Origin of the sequence: Azorhizophilus paspali, from assembly GCF_043587585.2 — a bacterium.
Taxonomy (GTDB): Bacteria; Pseudomonadota; Gammaproteobacteria; order Pseudomonadales; family Pseudomonadaceae; genus Azotobacter; species Azotobacter paspali.
Window position 1 is genome coordinate 2,594,823 of the sequence record NZ_CP171449.1, and the last position, 17,369, is coordinate 2,612,191.

Consider the following 17,369-nt stretch of genomic DNA (forward strand, 5'->3'; position numbering starts at 1 on the left):
TTCCATGCCGCCGACACAGGTTCCCATCCATGGCCCGCAAGAAAGCCGCCGTCGACTTCGAGCAATCCCTCGCCGAACTGCACCAACTGGTCGAACGCCTGGAGGGCGGCGAGCTGTCGCTGGAAGACTCCTTGGCCTGCTTCGAGCAGGGCATCCGCCTGACCCGCGACTGCCAGGCCGCGCTGGGCCAGGCCGAGCAGAAGGTGCAGATCCTCCTGGCGCATGGCGGCACACTCGAAACGGCCCCCTTCGACGCGGACGCCCAGCCATGATCGCCGCCTACCAGAAGCAGTGCCAGGCCCGCGTCGACGCCGCCCTGGAAACCCTCTTGCAGCCCCCGCGCGCCGAACTGCGGCGGCTCTACCAGGCGATGCGCTACAGCGTCGTCAACGGCGGCAAGCGGGTTCGCCCGCTGCTGGTCTACGCCGCCTGCGAGGCTCTCGGCGGCACGCCGGAACGGGCCGAGGGCGCCGCCTGCGCGGTGGAGCTGATCCATGCCTACTCGCTGGTCCACGACGACCTGCCGGCGATGGACGACGACGACCTGCGCCGCGGCCAGCCGACCACCCACCGGGCCTTCGACGAAGCCTGCGCGATCCTCGCCGGCGACGGCCTGCAGGCGCTGGCCTTCGAGGTGCTCGCCGACGCCCGGCGCAATCCCCAAGATGCCGGGCTGCGCCTGGAGATGTCGCGCACCCTGGCCCGCGCCGCCGGGCCGGCCGGCATGGTCGGCGGCCAGGCCATCGACCTCGAAGCGGTCGGCCACCGGCTCGACCGCGACGCGTTGGAAACCATGCACCGGCACAAGACCGGCGCGCTGATCGAGGCCAGCGTGCGCCTCGGCGCCCTGGCTAGCGGCCGCGCCGACGAGTCCGGCCTCGCCGCGCTGGCCGTCTACGCGCGGGCCATCGGCCTGGCCTTCCAGGTCCAGGATGACATCCTCGACGTGGAAAGCGACACCGCCACCCTCGGCAAGACCCAGGGCAAGGACCAGGCCAACGACAAGCCCACCTACCCCGCGCTGCTCGGCCTCGCGGCCGCCAAGGCCTATGCCCTGGCCCTGCGCGACCAGGCCCTGGGCGCCCTCGAGGGCTTCGATGCCGGGGCCGATCCCCTGCGCGCGCTCGCCCGCTACATCGTCGAGCGGCGCCACTGAGGCGCCGCCTGCGACCGGCGACGCTTGCGAAGCGGGCCGACGAATATCTAGAGCTCGCCGCGATCGGGTAAAATACCGCCTCTTTTTCCTGCCGTAACAATCCTCCGATGCCCAAGACGTTCCACGAGATTCCCCGCGAGCGCCCCGCCACCCCCCTGCTGGACCGCGCCGCGACGCCGGACCGGCTGCGCCAGCTCGGCGAGGCAAAACTCGAAGTGCTGGCCGACGAACTGCGCCAGGAACTGCTCTACACCGTCGGGCAGACCGGCGGGCACTTCGGTGCCGGGCTCGGCGTGATCGAGCTGACCATCGCCCTGCACTACGTCTTCGACACCCCCGAAGACCGCCTGGTGTGGGACGTCGGCCACCAGGCCTACCCGCACAAGATCCTCACCGGCCGCCGCGAACGCATGCTCACGTTGCGCCAGAAGGACGGCATCGCCGCCTTCCCGCGCCGCTCGGAAAGCCCCTACGACACCTTCGGCGTTGGCCACTCCAGCACCTCCATCGGCGCCGCGCTGGGCATGGCCATCGCCGCGCGGCTGAAGGGCGAGCGGCGCCGCTGCATCGCCGTGATCGGCGATGGCGCGCTGACCGCCGGGATAGCCTTCGAGGCGCTCAACCACGCCTCGGACGTGCGGGCCGATATGCTCGTGGTACTCAACGACAACGACATGTCGATCTCCAAGAACGTCGGCGGGCTATCCAACTACTTGGCCAAGATCCTCTCCAGCCGCACCTACGCGAGCATGCGCGAGGGCAGCAAGAACATCCTCTCGCGCCTGCCCGGCGCCTGGGAGATCGCCCGGCGCACCGAGGAATACGCCAAGGGCATGCTGGTGCCCGGCACCCTGTTCGAGGAGCTCGGCTGGAACTACATCGGCCCGATCGACGGCCACGACCTGCCGACCCTGCTCGCCACCCTGCGCAACATGCGCGACCTCAAGGGGCCGCAGCTCCTCCACGTGGTGACCAAGAAGGGCAAGGGCTTCGCCCCGGCCGAGGCCGATCCCATCGGCTACCACGCGATCACCAAGCTGGAGCCCGAGGGCAGCGCGCCGCGCCAGCCCGCGCCTCCCCGCTACTCCGGCATCTTCGGCCGCTGGCTGTGCGACATGGCCGCCGCCGACCCGCGCCTGGCCGGCATCACCCCGGCGATGAAGGAGGGCTCCGACCTGGTCGCCTTCAGCCAGCGCTTCCCGGAGCGCTACTTCGACGTGGCCATCGCCGAGCAGCACGCCGTGACCCTCGCCGCCGGCATGGCCTGCGACGGCCTCAAGCCGGTGGTGGCGATCTACTCGACCTTTCTGCAGCGCGCCTACGACCAGTTGATCCACGACGTCGCGGTGCAGAACCTCGACGTGCTGTTCGCCATCGACCGCGCCGGCCTGGTCGGCGAGGACGGCCCGACCCACGCCGGCAGCTTCGACCTCTCCTACCTGCGCTGCATCCCCGGCATGCTGGTGATGACCCCCAGCGACGAGAACGAGCTGCGCCGGCTGCTCACCACCGGCTACCTGTTCGAAGGCCCGGCGGCGGTGCGCTACCCGCGCGGCAGCGGACCGAACGCGGCCCTCGAGCCGGGCCTGCAACCCTTGCCGATCGGCAAGGGCGTGCTGCGCCGCCGGAGCAAGAAGAGCGACGGCCCGCGGGTTGCTTTGCTGGTGTTCGGCGTGCAGGTGGCCGAGGCGCTGCAGGTGGCCGGGAAGCTGGACGCCACGGTGGCCGACATGCGCTTCGTCAAGCCGCTGGACGCGGAGCTGGTGCGCGAACTGGCCGCTAGCCACGAGCTGCTGGTGACCGTCGAGGAGAACAGCATCATGGGCGGCGCCGGCAGCGCGGTGGCGGAATACCTCGCCGAGGCCGGCCTCCTCAAGCCGCTGCTCCACCTGGGCCTGCCGGACCATTACGTGGAACACGCCCGGCCCGCGGAAATGCTCGCCGAATGCGGCCTGGACGCCGCCGGCATCGAGGCGGCGGTGTGCGAGCGACTGGCCATGCTGAGCTGATAGTGCTTCCCTCTGGTATCAAAGGGGCGTCATACATTGAGTGCCCGTTCGGTATCGACGAATCGATATGCACCCTTAATCTTACTGTGTCATAAAGTTAAACATTCATCTGCTCGCTATTTTTCCGTCCGCAGCACGGACAACGATCAAGACGGCTCGCCAGGCGCTGGGCGATCAGCCAGCGCAAGGTCGTGATCGCGTTGGGTTGATGACGCTGGGGCCGCTGAGCGGCCCCGCGGAACGTACTCTCGGGGTAAGGCAGATGGCGGGCGGAGTGTGGCGTTTTTTGGGGTGTCAGGATGACGCAGGCGCTCGGCCACCAGAAAGCCATAGGCGGCAATGCACAGGGAGGCATGATGGTGAAAGCCACGCCAGCCGCGCCCTTCATAATGGGCAAGACCGAATTCCTGCTTCAGTTCCTGGTAATCGCGCTCGATGCGCCAGCGCATCCTGGTCACCGCAACGAGCCGTTCGAGAGAGGTGTCCGCGGGCAGGGTCGACAGGACGTATTTTTCCGGTTCCCGCTGCCCCTCGGGCCACTCGATGAGCAACCATTCTTCGTCGCGTATGGCAGTCCGCTGCTGGTCGCGATGCGCCGCCCGCACCCGAACTGCGGCAAAGCGACCGGACAGTGCCGTGTTGCTGCCCTGCCGCCAGGTGACGGTACGATAAGCACTGGCCGGCAGAGCGAGCGCCAGCGCCTTCACGCTGACCGGCCGATGTTCGGCATCCCGCCGCCGCAGTCGGGGTTTGCGTCCCACGCCCTTCCACGGTTCCGGGGGCAGAGGCGCCTTGCCTTCCGGCCAGACGCTCGTCGTTCCCTGCACGCCGACGGCGTAGACCAGCCCCAACTCGGTCAGCCCATCGCGAAACCCCGTATCGTTGCCGTAGCCGGCATCGGCCAACACAGGACCCCGCGCAATCCCGGCAGTCAGGGCGGCCTTGAGCTGTTCCAGTGCAATCGTGGGCTTGGTCTGGAATCCAATCCCTTCCGGCACACCGGCCCGGGTGCGCCGCGCCGTATCCGCCGCCCAATCCTCGGGCAGATACAGCCGCCAGGCTATGGGAAGACTCGCCCTCTGGGTAGCCAGCGTCAGACTCACGGCAATCTGGCAATTGTCCCGCTTGCCCAGTTGGCCACAGTACTGGCGCGCCACACCGACCGAGTGCTTGCCCTGCTTCGGAAAGCCCGTGTCGTCGACGATCCAGTAGCACTCGGTGCCGCCCTCGCGCAGCAGCGCCGGCTCCACCCAGGCCCGCACACGCTCGAGCAATCCCTCGTCCGACCAGTCGGATTTGGCGACGAAATGATGCAGTGACTGGTGGCGTGCCCGCACGGCATGGGGATCGATTCCTGCGGCCAGCGGCTCGACGCTCTTTCGTGCCAGCGGCAACATCAATCCCTGGCAATACCCACGCAGACCTTCATGCCGGTCCACGTGGCCCAGGGAATCGCACAGATGATCGAGGTAAGCTTCGAAGCGCTGTTCCATCCGTTATCCGTTCTCTCGTGGAATCCAATCGGCTGTTGGGATGAACGTATTCTCCCCGATTCCTTATGACATAGTAAGACTAAGAGATCGCCTGCCTTCACATAGTCGAGGCACTGCTGTAGGCTTGGCTGGTCATCGCATGTCGGGGCTTTGTTCTCGAACAGATGGCAGGCATGGATACCTGCAGCGATTAGCGATCCCGCTATAGAACCGTGAATTGCCGATTGGAGTCCGAAGGGACGCGCATGTACGGAAACCCTCACTTGATGTTTCTGTACAGTACACCGTTGTGTACGGTGTTTTTCGTGCATGAATTGGTAATGTTTTGGTCGATCGAACCCTGCTGGGAAAACCTGTTTTTCCGATAGCACCTCCACTCACTGCCCTCAGTCACTGCCAGCAAAGGTCCAAAAGGAGTTGAATAAGGCTATTTCCAGCGAAGAAATTCGTGGTTGCGGAGCTCCAAGATTATTTTACTACTATACGGCTGCACATTAGCGATTTAATAGTACCATGTGCGTATTCCGAAGGCTGGGGCGAGCCCTAATGTTTTATCTATAAGAACAGCCACTTTATCAGCAATTCTGTTGCTTGTCCCCAGGGCTAGCAAAATAAAATCCCGGTTTTGCTGGGAGTACTTACTAGAAGAGGTACCTGCAATGCGTGTGATTGCCGTCGACCAAGCTAAACGATTGGGCCGTTCACTGGCTTGTGCCGGATTGGTCCTGCTGCCCATAATGACGGCGATTGCCGAAGATCAGGATCCGTGGGAGACGTTCAACCGGGCGATATTTCGCTTCAACGATACCTTGGATACTTATTTCATGAAGCCGGTTGCCAAAGGGTACCAGGCTATTGCTCCGCAGTTCGTTGAAGATGGGGTGCATAATGCCTATCGCAACATTGGCGAGGTCGGTAACTTGGCCAACGATCTGCTGCAGGTAAAATTTCACGATGCCGGTGTCGATAGCAGCAGGTTGTTGCTCAATACCACCATTGGCGTATTGGGATTTGTCGATGTGGCGACCAGAATGGGGCTTAATCGCAACGACGAGGATTTTGGTCAAACCCTTGGTGCCTGGGGTGTATCTAGCGGGCCCTATGTGGTCTTGCCTTTCTTTGGGCCGAGCACCGTGCGTGATACGGGTGGGTTAATTGGGGATACTTTTACGAAGCCCTATATTTACATGAATAATACGACTGCCAAAAATGCCTTGTTTGCTGGCGAGGTTGTAGATACCCGAGCATCTTTGTTGTCGGCCGAGAAACTCATTACCGGCGATAGATACATATTCATCCGCAATGCCTATATGCAAAGCCGCGAGTTCAAGGCGCAGGATGGCAAGGTGGAGGATGATTTTTGATTTTTTCGTTCTGTCGATGTATTGGCGTGATCGCGGCGGAACGATGGCAAAGGTCAGTACTTCTTTGAAGTGACTGACCTTCCTCTAAGGAAATCCTTATATGGACGCCTCCCGGAACTCAAGAGGTAGACCAGCTGGCATTCAGGTAGGAGCAGTCTTATATCCGGCCTATGTGCGCAGGCCGAAAAACCTGCTGGCCCTGATGGAATCCGCCGACGAGGCCCTCATCTGAAAATCGAGCTGAGGGCAGCGCCCATGGCTCATATTCCTTACCAGGTTTACCCCGTCACGGTCTGAGCTGTTCCGCCATCACATGCTTACGGCTTGCGCTCCTTGTGAAGCCTGTTGGTTACTGTTTTCAATGCTCCGCAGGACATGCGCTAAAGCGTTCCGCCCGGTACGGAGTGTTGTGGTCAAGTTTTGGTGGACACCGAGATAGGGGATTTCAGGTAGTGGCCTTTTCGTAGTCGGCTGGCGATCGATAGCCGAGGGTGGAGTGCAGCCGTGGGTGTTGTAGAAGGCGACGATGTAATGAGTGATGTCGGCAACGGCCTCGGCCGGATTGGCGTGGCAGCGCTGCCAGACCCTTTCCATCTTCAGGTTCAGGAAGAACCGCTCCATGACGGCGTTATCCCAGCAGTTTCCCCACGGCCGCCAGGTGCAGCCAGCCGCGCCCGGTGCGGATGTAGGTGATATCGGCTACCCACCCCTGGTCAGGGGCTTGCGGGTTAAAGCGTCGAGCCAGGAGGTTGTCGGCTATCGGCCACTCATGTCGGCTGTCGGTGGTATGGACGAACTTACGCTTCCAGCGCCTTCAGGCCGTGCTGCTTCATCAGGCGTCGCACGCGGTGACGACCCGTACGCAGGCCCAGGGCCTTCAGGCTCGCACTCAGCCGGCGACTACCATAGTTGCCACCACTGGCCTGGAAGGCAACCTGCAACGGGGCGCTAAGGGGGCAGGCCCGTGCGGCTCGCCAGCGATGGCGTGCGGCATACACGCCCGAGCGACTCACGCCCAAAAGCCGACACAGTCGGGACGTTTCGACCGTCTCCTGCCACTGATCGATCATCTGCTGGATCACTTCAGTTCCCGGGCGAAGAAGGCCGATGCTTTTTTTAGGATCGATACATCCTCGCGTAGCCGCTGATTTTCCCGCTCCAACTCCCGAATGCGTCGTTGCTCTGCGGTCAACGGCTTGCCCTGGCCGGGCTAGCCCGCCTGCTCGGCGTCGTACTGGGCCAGCCAGCGGCGGACCGCACTGTCCACTAGATCCAAATCATGGCAGACCTGCGCCACGCTCAGGCCTTGGTTTCTGATCATCTGCACCACCTGCAGTTTGAAGGCGGTGTCGAAGCGTCTACGGATACGTGATGTCATGGCTTTCAGATCCTCGTTGGGGATGATCATCCCCCTATCGAGGTGTCTACGAGAATTAGACCACTACAAACCATCTCCGATAAGTAACCTACCAACTCAGCTAGCCGAAGGAGATTCAGGCGCCGCGACGATATGGCTAGGCTTTTTCTGAAAAGTCGACGCGCCAGCAGCGGTCGATACAGGCCAGAGTGACCGTCGCCTTGAGGCTGCTGGCCAGCTTGTCGAACCGGGCGCAGAGCCGGCGTTTTCCTTAAGCTAACTGAACAGGCGTTCGATTACATTGCGCTATTGGTATTAGGCTCAATCAAAGAGCCTGGGCGGCTTGCGATGCATCTGGCGCCGTGCGATGATCGGCTAGATACCGACACAATCACAATGATGCCGGAGCGCTTCGCTGTCGTATCCCTTGTCGGCCACGATACGTCGGCAGCGCTTGCGCGGCCTACCTTTGGCACCTGGCAGTCGCACCTGTTCGAGCAGCGGAATGAAGTGCTGCGAGTCAGCCCGCTGACCTGGCGAAAACCTGAAGGTCAGCGGAAATCCCTAGGCATCACAGAGTAGATGGAGCTTGGTACCAAGTCCGCCGCAGCTACGGCCCAAAGCCTGATCTAGCGGTTCGTCCGGCCTCCTTTTTTCGCCTCCAGAGACGGCGATTGTGGCACGGATCGTGGTGGAATCGATCATCAACCAGGTGTCCAGATCAAGATAGCCATCCTGGCGCAGTTTCAGATGCAGATGCGCCAGGATGCGCTCGAGGGTACCGTTATCGCGCCATTGCCGGAAGCGCTGGTAGACCGTCCTCCAGCGGCCATACCGGTCGGCCAGGTCACGCCATTTGACGTCCGAGCACAGGATCCAGAAGATGCCATTGAGCATTTGCCGATCATCACGACGTGGGCGCGCCATCCGCTGGGGTGGGGAAACGATAGCTTCGATCAACGCCCAGCACTCATCCGACAGTTCGTGACGTCCGATTATACTTGCCTCCACTGCTATCACGGACTCAGGTTAGCAAACACGACTTTTAATACAAAACCTAAGGCTCGCTTGCGGTCGATCAGCACCTGTGTCAATCCAGCATTGGCGTTGTCACCACGATGAACCATTCGCTTTTGTGCAAAAAACGGGGCACAGGGGAAATTGCGAGTGACGTCCGTCACCGTCGGCATATTAATAAGCGCACCCTTATCGGAGTTACCAAACCGCTTATTCCATAATATTATTACTAAACCATTGCCTCATATTAGAGACCGCATTACAATTTGATACAAATATTAAGCACAGATAATACATTACTAATTAAAACCGACATGCAAAATTAGACAATTTCGCGGACTCAGCACATTAAACAAATCAACCATCTGATTATTATTTTGGCAGATCATGGAACGTCAAAGCCTTTATAAGCAAGTTTATTCTAGAATAGTAAGCTTGATCTCTCAGGAGGCCTTAACCCCTGGTCAACGAGTCCCCTCCATCCGCTCCCTCGCAAGTGAGTTGAGACTGTCACGCAATACTGTAGAAATTGCCTATAGCATGCTTATCAGCGATGGCTATTTGGAAGCGCGCGGCCAAGCAGGAACTTTTGTTTCCAGAACACACGCCATAAGAAGACTTATGGGCAAGTCTATCACGGCCACCCAAACTCCCATAAAAAAAAGTAATCATAATTCAAGTCGCGATGAGACCGCTGCAGGAACTTCTTTGGGCTACCAGCTGGGCTTACCGGCACTGGATCTGTTCCCGCATAAATTATGGAGCAGCTTAAGTTCTCGTCAGATGAAGTTGCAAAGCAAGATGCTTAGTTACCCAACTCCCTCGGGCTATCCGCCATTGAGGGAGAGCATCTGCGCTTATCTTCAACTGTCTAGGGGAGTAGATTGCTCGTCAGAACAAGTCTTCATCACAGCAGGTTATCAAGGTGCGCTCAATCTGCTGGGCAGAACTCTAATCAAACATAGCGATGAGGTCTGGATCGAAGATCCATGCTTTCCGCCCAGTCGCCACCTACTTAGGCAGATGGGCGCGCGGCTGGTGCCTGTAAGTGTAGATAAAGAGGGCATCAGGGTGGACGACGGCAAAGCGCGAGCTGCACGTGCAAAGTTCGCATTGGTAACACCCGCTCATCAAAGTCCGCTTGGAGTGACTCTATCGCTTAAACGACGACTGGACTTGGTTGCATGGGCCAATGATAACAACGCATATATTATTGAGGACGACTACGACAGCGAATATTGCTACGAAGGGCGGCGCGTACCAGCCTTAGCCAGCCTAACTAGTCATGGCGATTTCCTTTATCTAGGTACGTTCAGCAAAGTGCTAAGTCCGTCACTGCGCCTAGGCTATTTGGTTGTGCCTAAAAATTTGATCACCGTTTTCGATGATGCATGCCATCAACTCAATGGCGGCTGTCCAATTTTGAGCCAAGGCGTCATCGCAGATTTCATGCAAGGTGGTTACTTCGCTAGGCATTTGCGCAAGATGCGAACGGCTTACGCGCAACGCAGAGAGATGGTGATCGAAAGCTTAACCGCCGAGTTCGGCAGCCGAATTAATTTCAATACCCCCGCCACCGGGCTCCATCTGCTGGCCAGGCTTGCCCCGGATGAAAACGACCAATTGCTCGCTAAACGTGCCCGCGACAATGGTTTCGGCATAGCTGCTTTATCGCCACGCAGTATCGAGCATGACTGTGGCAAAGGGTTGCTATTGGGATTTGCCAACGTGGCCACGCCCCAGCAAGCCGCCAGCATGGCCCGCCGACTGCACCAGAGCATTTTGCCAAGCTGAACGTTCATTCTAGGTCGGGAATGACCGCAGTGGCCTCGATCTGGACCTTAGCTCCCTCCACCATAAGCCCCTGCACGTGGAATGCACTCATCGAGGGGTAATAACCTATCAAGCTCTTGTACGCGAGCCCCACTTCGCGCGCCTCGGCAAAATAGGCATCTCGATCGCTGACATACCAGGTTAGGCGAATTAGATGCTCAGGACGCGCGCCAGCCTCTGCCAGAACCGCAACTATATTGTGCAATGCCTGAATTGCCTGTTCAGCGTACCGTTCGCTGACAAGGCAGCTATGGCTGTCCCAGCCAAATTGACCTGAGGTGCATACCAGTGTTCCGCGAGCGGCAACTCCATTAGCGTAGCCGCGCGGGCGTACCCAGTCCGAAGGTTGAAGAATATTCATGCGAGTACTCTGGACTCAGAAAGGCACACACTTAATGCGTTACGAATGTCGGCAGGGATCGGTATAGACTTACCGTCGTGCAGACCGGTTTGCACCATGACTTGCTGGCAGCGCATGCGTACCACCCCATCGACATGCCCCTCGATGGCCAAAGTCAAAGAGCGCTGACCTAGCCTCTCGATGCGCAACTCCATCGTCAACTGGTCACCATGGCGTGAAGGCACCGTGAACTCGCACGTAAGCTTGATCAACGGAAGTCCCAACCGACGCGCACCTATAAGATGCGCGAAGTCGATGTCCAATCCTTCGGTGAACCAATCTTCAACTAACCAATTGGTCAGTACCAAGTACTGGGGAAAATAGACAATGCCTGCCGGATCGCAGTGTTGAAAGCGGATCAGATACGTTTTGCTGAAGTGAGGATTATCCACAGGGTGCTCCCGTAAGGTAGGTTCAGGCAGCAGTCCACAGCGCTCGGACCCGCGCAACCTGTTGCAGATAATTCGCCAGCATCGCCATGCCGTGCGGAGTCATCAGAGATTCGGGATGAAATTGTAACCCATAAATAGGCAGCTCCCGGTGCTGCAGTGCCATGATCTCACATGGGCGGCCGTCCTGATCCAGGGCATGGGCTGTCGCTATCAGCTGACTGGGCAACTCGCCGGCCACCAAGGAATGATATCGTGCAACGTGCAACTCTTGGGGCAGTCCAACAAACAGATCACTCGCCTCATGATGGATACGCGACACCTTGCCGTGCATTACCTCACGGGCCCGACGCACTTCACCACCAAAAGCTGCGGTAATGCATTGATGTCCTAGGCAGATGCCTAATACGGGCAAATGTTGAGCGAAATGTTTGATGGCTGCCAACGAAATACCGCCCTCGGCTGGCGAACAGGGGCCAGGTGAAATGATCAGCGACTCAGGTGCCAATTCTTCGATCTGCTGCAGCGTGATGTCATCGTTGCGGCGCACCTGAATGTCGGCGCCGAGAATGCGCAGATACTGCACAATGTTGTATGTGAAAGAATCGTAGTTATCGATCATTAAGTGCATAGGCTACCTCCTGATAGGACGCCGCGCTTGCGCAGCGGTTTGCCGCCACACGCATGATTTGGCTCTTTTCAATCGTTTCCTGCCACTCGCGTTCAGCTACTGAGTCCTGTACCACACCAGCACCAGCCTGGACATATAGACGCCCGTCATGCAGAAGGCCGGTACGAATAGTGATAGCCAGATTGGCTCGACCGTTCCAATCCAGGTAGCCGATCGCTCCTCCATAGACACCACGAGAGTGAGGTTCGAGTTCGGCAATGACTTCAAGGGCACGCACTTTCGAAGCGCCGCTCAGCGTGCCCGCCGGAAAGATGCTCTTGAGCAGCTCAAGACCGCTGACAGTGTCATCAACCTCACCAGTCACGGTAGAGACGATGTGCATGACATGCGAAAAATATTCAACGTCTAAGAGTTGCGCTACTTGCACGCTTCCTACTTTGGCGAGGCGACCCAAGTCATTGCGCGACAGATCAACGAGCATCATGTGCTCGGCCACTTCCTTATTATCGGCCAACAGATCCTCTTTGAGCCGGTAGTCTTCGGCTGCCGAATCGCCGCGGCGTCGAGTACCTGCCATGGGTCGAGTCGTAACCGTTTGACCGGTTTGCCTGAACAGCATTTCCGGAGAAGCACCTACCACCTGGTAATCACCCAGATTCAGCAGGTAGCGATAAGGCGTATGACCCAACTCTGCCAAAGAGCGGTACAGATCCACTGCGTCCTGCTCAAAAGGAAGACTCATGCGCTGCGACAAAACAACCTGCATAACATCGCCCGCCGCAATGTAGTCCTTGATACGCGTCACAGCCTCGATGAACGCGGGCTGCTCGAAGGCCGATTCGACGTCTGTGAGCGACGTAATTGAGACCGCAGTACGCAGTGTGTCTGGAACTAGCAGCGGCCGTAGGCGGGCAACCAGTTGATTGAGTCGATCCTGCGCAGACTGATAATCGCCAAGTGCCTTAGGAGGTTCGTGCACGATGCAATAAACCTGCTGCTCGCGATGGTCCAACACGATCAGATCGGTGCTGATCAATTGTAACACATCGGGAAGACTGAACCCCGATGGTTTGCGATTGGCTTGGCGCAAGCGAGGCTCGATAAGCCGCGTCGTCTCGAAGCCGAAATACCCGAAAAAGCCACCACTGAACGCCGGCAGGCCAGGGCACTGAGGAATGCGAAACTTATCTTGCAGCTGCGCAAACTCTGCAAGTGGATCTTCGGATTCCGTGACCGCAGACAACTGCTCATCGCTGTAGATGCGCATGACGCCTTCGTCCAGCTCCACGCGCTGCCTGCACGGCAGACCGATTACCGAGCAAGTTTGCACAAAGGAGCCTTCATGCCACTGCCCCATCTCGAATAGGTAATCCTGTCCGCAGTTGGCCAATGTTTGATAAAGCGAAAGCGCCTGCACCCCTGCTGGCAGCGGCATCTGTTGCCAAAGTGGGACATGGCTGTAACCGGCTTCACCGTAAGCGAAAAAATCTTCAGGACTCAACATTCCTGCGTCTCCGTGCAAAAGCGCAACAACTGATCAGCCATATACGCCAGCTCTCTGCGATCAGGTTTGCCGTTGCGGTTCACAGGTATTTCTTCTAGACGTACAATGCGCACCGGACGCTTATAGCTTTCTAAATGGGTCTGCAAAATACCCTCGACGCGTTGCGTCAGATCGTTTGCCGCCTCTGGGACTCGCATAAAAAGCACAGGACGACACTCATCCTCAGTGCAACCGGCCACTAGATAACAATCGTACAACTCCGGTAGCCAACTGATCAGCAGGTTTTCTACCTCCACCGGCACAACCCAACGACCGAAGACTTTGAAACGGTCATCTTCGCGGCCGTGAAAGCTCAACATGCCTTCCGCATCCTGGCTGAACAGGTCACCGGTGCGGTACCAGCCATCTTTGAAGCGCAACGCTTGGTCATCTGGGCGCTCCCAATAGCCGACGGCCATGCCGGGCGCTTTGACCAGCATCACACCACATTCGCCGGGTATGACATCCTGGCCAAGCGCGTTAACGATTCGCGACTGCCAGCCCGGCAACATGCGCCCTACCTTGCCCGGTTGCTGCGCGTCCGGATAGCTCGTGGCAAACACGTGACCCAGTTCGGTGGCGCCAATGCCGTCGTGCAGACTGATGCCAAAGCGCTGCTGCCATCGTCTGGCAATATTGGGCGGCAGCGGCGCACCGGCGCTGAACGCCAATCGCAGCGCCATCTCATTAGGCACGATGGACTCTTCCAGCAACATGCCATACAGCGTCGGCACGGCGAACATTACGCTGGGTCGGTATTGAGCCAGTAATATACGCACTCGCTGTGCGCTTGGCCAATCTCTGTCCAGAACGGCGCTGGCCCCCACGTAAAGTGGAAAAAACAGGCTGTTGCCCATACCGTAACCAAAGAAGGTCTTGGGCACCGAGTACAGCACATCGTTTTCGTCCAGCCCCAGCTGCCCGGCGGCGAAGTCTTCGCAGCAGGCCAATATTGATCGCGCGCTGTGTAGCACTCCTTTTGGCTGACCTGTACTGCCAGATGTGTATTGGATCAGGACCGGCGCCTCAGCGGCCTTGAGGGCAAAAGCCTGCCACTGGTTGTTCGGCGAGATCCGAGTCAACCATTGCTGGTGCGCGCCGGTTTCCAGTATATGCAGGCCTGGAGCGCCGGCCCACTGATCGGCACGATCAGGCTGGACAAAACACAAAGTTGGTCGGGCATCCGTAACCAATTGAAGGATAGCTGCCGAGTCAAGCTTAGGATTTAGTACAACGGGCAGAGCTCCCATGGCCAATGCGGCGAAGAAAATGATGGCCAGCTCAGGACCATCATCCAAGGCGATGAAAATGCGGTCATCGACCTCCCCCCCCTTTGGCACAGCTCAGCGGCCTGCACACGCACAACTTGGTCCAATTGACGGTAGCTGAGCTGAAAACCTGGGCCCTGAAAGCATGTGCGATCATTGTCGGCGCGACTCGCTATCAGTCGCTGAGCCAGATTTAAGGGTGTGAGCGCAGCAACCACAAGATGCGCGGCGCACCCCGGAACAGTGCCAAGGGTTGTCGCATGTTCGGTCTGCCAACTATCGGGGTGCCTGGCGTTGGGAGAAATCAGCATGGTTGATCTCGGTCCTATTGAATTTCAGAGGCGCGACCTGCCGCACGCAGCAGGTCGCGGCAGCCGTTTGCTCAAACGCCGGTATGACCCAGCTCTTCACGCAGAGCGATACCCCCCAGGTTTTGTAGCATCGGTGCGTTTTCGCACGCCAGGTAGACGCACTCCCCACCTCCGCTGTTGACATGCTGATGCTCGGCCCATACCGGCACATAAAACGCGTCACCGGCGCGCCATGGCACATTGCGATCGCCAATACGCGAATAACCTTCGCCCTGCATGACGTAGATCAGGGTCTCGTAGTTATGCCGATGCAAACGCGTGGCTTCGGTGACGTCCAGCCGTCCTACGGTCATGCTGATGGTGTGGCTGGGCAAATCGACAATGTGGACCTTATGCTTGCGCTGGGAAGAGAAGGTCGCATCATTGTCCTGACTGACCTGCATGACCTGGCTGTGACTGAGTCGATCAGGTAGGTGCACCTGCAAACGGCTGGGTACTCGCCAGAAATCTGCGGAGCTGAAGCGACCGCCTTTGTCACGCTGTTCTGCCTGGGCAACTGCGAATGTCAACGACTGACGCCAGATTGCGTCGAACATGGCAATTCGACACTCGATCAATTCGCGACCGATCTGCGTGGCCAGCGCATGTCGCTTTTCATCGCCATGAGTTAGGCGCTTCATGATGGCCAACATTGTCAGCGCGTGGTCTTCGTCCTCTTCGATGTGCAGGCTGAAAAATTCAGTGGCTTCTTCGCCATAGCCTTTGCCTCTCAGGGCCTGGAGGATGGGGTGATAGATAATCGGCACAATCGCTTCGGCACCTAGGCACATTGCCGCCAGTCCCACTAGGGCATCGCTGTTCTGGCAATGGCTGAACATGGTCTGCGCCATCGCAGCCGCCTCGGGCAGAGCCGCCTCGTCAGCGGTGGAAACGCCCAGTACGCGTAGAGTGCGCTGGTACAATTCGGCATGCGTGATACGGTCGTTGCCGTCCACCCCCATCTCCTCGCGCATGTTCTCCATCAAGGCCAGCACATCTTCAGGGTGATCGAGCTGCCCCATCAGGGCACAGAGGTAACGGGTAAAATGACGAGAGTAATGGCTATGCTGAATCAGTAGGGTCTTGAGGGTCGTCAGGCTAACCTCGTTGCGCTCCAGGGCTACCAGCAGCGGGTGCTGGATTAGTCGAGTTAGACCCTGCTCGCATAACCACTCAGACCATATTGGACTGACGGCTGACAAAGACGTCGCTTGCTGAGGTTTGATTGCTATGGCTTGCACAGGCTATCTCCTTGAAAATCGGACTGCACGGTTTGGGCTCGGAGCCGTTTTGGGCTCGAACCATTGGTGGATATGGTTGAATCGAAAAACTTCAGGGATGACGTTGCTCTGGTATTACCGCTAGCGATGACCATGCGGCCTCACCCTGCCCGCCTAACATCGTCAGGCCGACGCCCGCGAGCGCGCAGACGAGTGGGAGCAGGTACATCCCCAGCCAGCCCAGATAGTGGACAGATAGCCCGCCGAGCCATGAGCCAATGGCTGCTCCGACGAAAAACACGGTCATGTATAGGCTGTTGAGGCGGGAAGCGGCTGCAGGATCAATGGCCAGTACACGAGACTGGGTAAGGGCCTGCACCGACCTCACCGCCATGTCGGAAACCACTAAAAACACGACAATCATGAACACGTTGGCGCCGACAAGTGCGCCTGCCAGCGACACAAGCATCAGACCTATACCCAGAAGCACAACCACGGCCTGCCAGCGCATTTTGTGTTGTAGGTAGTTGGCCAGCATGGGCGAGCGCAGGGCGGCAAGTGAGGTGAAAGCAAGCAAGCCGGTTTGCGCCGCGCTCCATTGAAGAGTGCTATGGGTGAGTGAACCCAGATTTGCCCAGATACCGTTGGATGCCGCGAAGAAGCAGGCTGCGATCAATGCGAAACGGCGTAGTGAGGGATTTTCCATCCACAAGCGACACTGACTAGCTAGCATCGCGCCATAGCCAATCGGCTTACTTGGCTGTACTTCGCTAAGACGTGGTCGGATCAGAAAACCGAGCAGCGCTGTGATTACACCCACAAGCTGGTATATGCCGCGCCAACCAACCAACTCACCGCCCCAACCAGCAAGCACCCGAGCCAGTAGCAACCCAGCGAAAAGAGAGGACAGCAAACTGCCTATCACCGCTGCCCGCTCGCTGGGTAGGCAGGTTTTGGCGCAATGCGCGATCAATAATTGCCCTCCGACAGAAAGCACACCGGCCAGCGCACACAACACGATCATCAAGGGCAGCGTTGGGACGATTGCCAAAAGCAGCAATGTCACTCCAAGCAATAGCAGGGCGCCGGGAATCAGAAGCCTTGATGGATACACATCGCCCAACGGCAGACATAGAACAAGACCTGCCCCATAGCCCAATTGAGTGGCCAAAGACAGACTCCAAAGTGCATCGACCGGCAAGCCTAAAGACGCCGCAATCAAGAAAGTCATCGATTGGTGATAGACCACGGCGGCTACGGAAAAACCGGTAGCCAGGCAATACAAAGCCAGCACTCTTCGCAACATCGGTGTGTTGGAGTTCATAGAGCAGTATTCCTA

At 58.5% G+C, this 17,369-nt stretch carries 13 protein-coding genes and 2 pseudogenes; 5 read left to right on the forward strand and 10 right to left on the reverse strand.

Annotated features, from left to right (window positions below):
- The first annotated feature begins 29 nt into the window (after window positions 1–29).
- The 3 genes from ACGI6K_RS12560 (at window position 30) to dxs (ending at window position 3,165) form a co-directional block, all read left to right on the forward strand.
- Window positions 30–272: an exodeoxyribonuclease VII small subunit gene (locus ACGI6K_RS12560; RefSeq protein WP_377968664.1), complete on the forward strand. Its 243-nt coding sequence runs from the start codon at window positions 30–32 to the stop codon at window positions 270–272.
- The gene (gene ispA, locus ACGI6K_RS12565) at window positions 269–1,156 is read left to right on the forward strand and encodes a (2E,6E)-farnesyl diphosphate synthase (RefSeq protein WP_377968665.1); all 888 of its coding nucleotides are present in this window, start codon (window positions 269–271) and stop codon (window positions 1,154–1,156) included. Before ACGI6K_RS12560 ends, ispA begins: the two co-directional genes overlap by 4 nt.
- Window positions 1,157–1,263: 107 nt before the next feature.
- On the forward strand, window positions 1,264–3,165 hold the full coding sequence (gene dxs / locus ACGI6K_RS12570) for a 1-deoxy-D-xylulose-5-phosphate synthase (RefSeq protein WP_394542922.1): 1,902 nt from the start codon (window positions 1,264–1,266) through the stop codon (window positions 3,163–3,165).
- 146 nt (window positions 3,166–3,311) lie between these two features.
- On the opposite strand, the gene ACGI6K_RS12575 is transcribed toward dxs, so the two are convergent.
- On the reverse strand, window positions 3,312–4,658 hold the full coding sequence (locus ACGI6K_RS12575) for an IS701 family transposase (protein ID WP_394542923.1): 1,347 nt from the start codon (window positions 4,656–4,658) through the stop codon (window positions 3,312–3,314).
- Window positions 4,659–5,317: 659 nt separating this feature from the next.
- Between ACGI6K_RS12575 and ACGI6K_RS12580 the strand changes: the two genes are divergently transcribed.
- Window positions 5,318–6,022 (forward strand): MlaA family lipoprotein, encoded by a 705-nt coding sequence (locus ACGI6K_RS12580; protein WP_376942665.1) that lies wholly within the window; start codon window positions 5,318–5,320, stop codon window positions 6,020–6,022.
- A gap of 445 nt (window positions 6,023–6,467) precedes the next feature.
- Here the strand turns inward: ACGI6K_RS12580 and ACGI6K_RS12585 are convergent.
- Window positions 6,468–7,400: pseudogene (locus ACGI6K_RS12585) on the reverse strand (IS3 family transposase).
- 136 nt (window positions 7,401–7,536) lie between these two features.
- Window positions 7,537–8,378 (reverse strand): annotated as a pseudogene (locus ACGI6K_RS12590) (IS5 family transposase).
- Window positions 8,379–8,783: 405 nt separating this feature from the next.
- On the opposite strand from ACGI6K_RS12590, the gene ACGI6K_RS12595 reads away from it, so the two are divergent.
- Entirely contained in the window at window positions 8,784–10,190 is a 1,407-nt protein-coding gene (locus ACGI6K_RS12595) for a PLP-dependent aminotransferase family protein (protein WP_376942667.1), read from the forward strand.
- Window positions 10,191–10,194: 4 nt separating this feature from the next.
- Here the strand turns inward: ACGI6K_RS12595 and ACGI6K_RS12600 are convergent, their stop codons facing one another.
- The 7 genes from ACGI6K_RS12600 to ACGI6K_RS12630 form a co-directional block, all read right to left on the reverse strand.
- The gene (locus ACGI6K_RS12600) at window positions 10,195–10,590 is read right to left on the reverse strand and encodes a RidA family protein (RefSeq protein WP_376942669.1); all 396 of its coding nucleotides are present in this window, start codon (window positions 10,588–10,590) and stop codon (window positions 10,195–10,197) included.
- Window positions 10,587–11,021, reverse strand: coding sequence for an acyl-CoA thioesterase (locus tag ACGI6K_RS12605; protein WP_376942671.1), 435 nt, complete (start codon window positions 11,019–11,021; stop codon window positions 10,587–10,589). Before ACGI6K_RS12605 ends, ACGI6K_RS12600 begins: the two co-directional genes overlap by 4 nt.
- A gap of 22 nt (window positions 11,022–11,043) precedes the next feature.
- Window positions 11,044–11,649: an anthranilate synthase component II gene (locus tag ACGI6K_RS12610; RefSeq protein ID WP_376942673.1), complete on the reverse strand. Its 606-nt coding sequence runs from the start codon at window positions 11,647–11,649 to the stop codon at window positions 11,044–11,046.
- Window positions 11,630–13,153, reverse strand: coding sequence for an anthranilate synthase component I family protein (locus ACGI6K_RS12615; RefSeq protein WP_376942675.1), 1,524 nt, complete (start codon window positions 13,151–13,153; stop codon window positions 11,630–11,632). Before ACGI6K_RS12615 ends, ACGI6K_RS12610 begins: the two co-directional genes overlap by 20 nt.
- Entirely contained in the window at window positions 13,147–14,532 is a 1,386-nt protein-coding gene (locus ACGI6K_RS12620; RefSeq protein WP_394542924.1) for an AMP-binding protein, read from the reverse strand. Before ACGI6K_RS12620 ends, ACGI6K_RS12615 begins: the two co-directional genes overlap by 7 nt.
- A 310-nt stretch (window positions 14,533–14,842) precedes the next feature.
- Window positions 14,843–16,051, reverse strand: coding sequence for an iron-containing redox enzyme family protein (locus ACGI6K_RS12625; RefSeq protein WP_376942679.1), 1,209 nt, complete (start codon window positions 16,049–16,051; stop codon window positions 14,843–14,845).
- Between the two features lie 91 nt (window positions 16,052–16,142).
- Window positions 16,143–17,354 (reverse strand): MFS transporter, encoded by a 1,212-nt coding sequence (locus tag ACGI6K_RS12630; RefSeq protein ID WP_376942681.1) that lies wholly within the window; start codon window positions 17,352–17,354, stop codon window positions 16,143–16,145.
- Window positions 17,355–17,369: the final 15 nt, after the last annotated feature.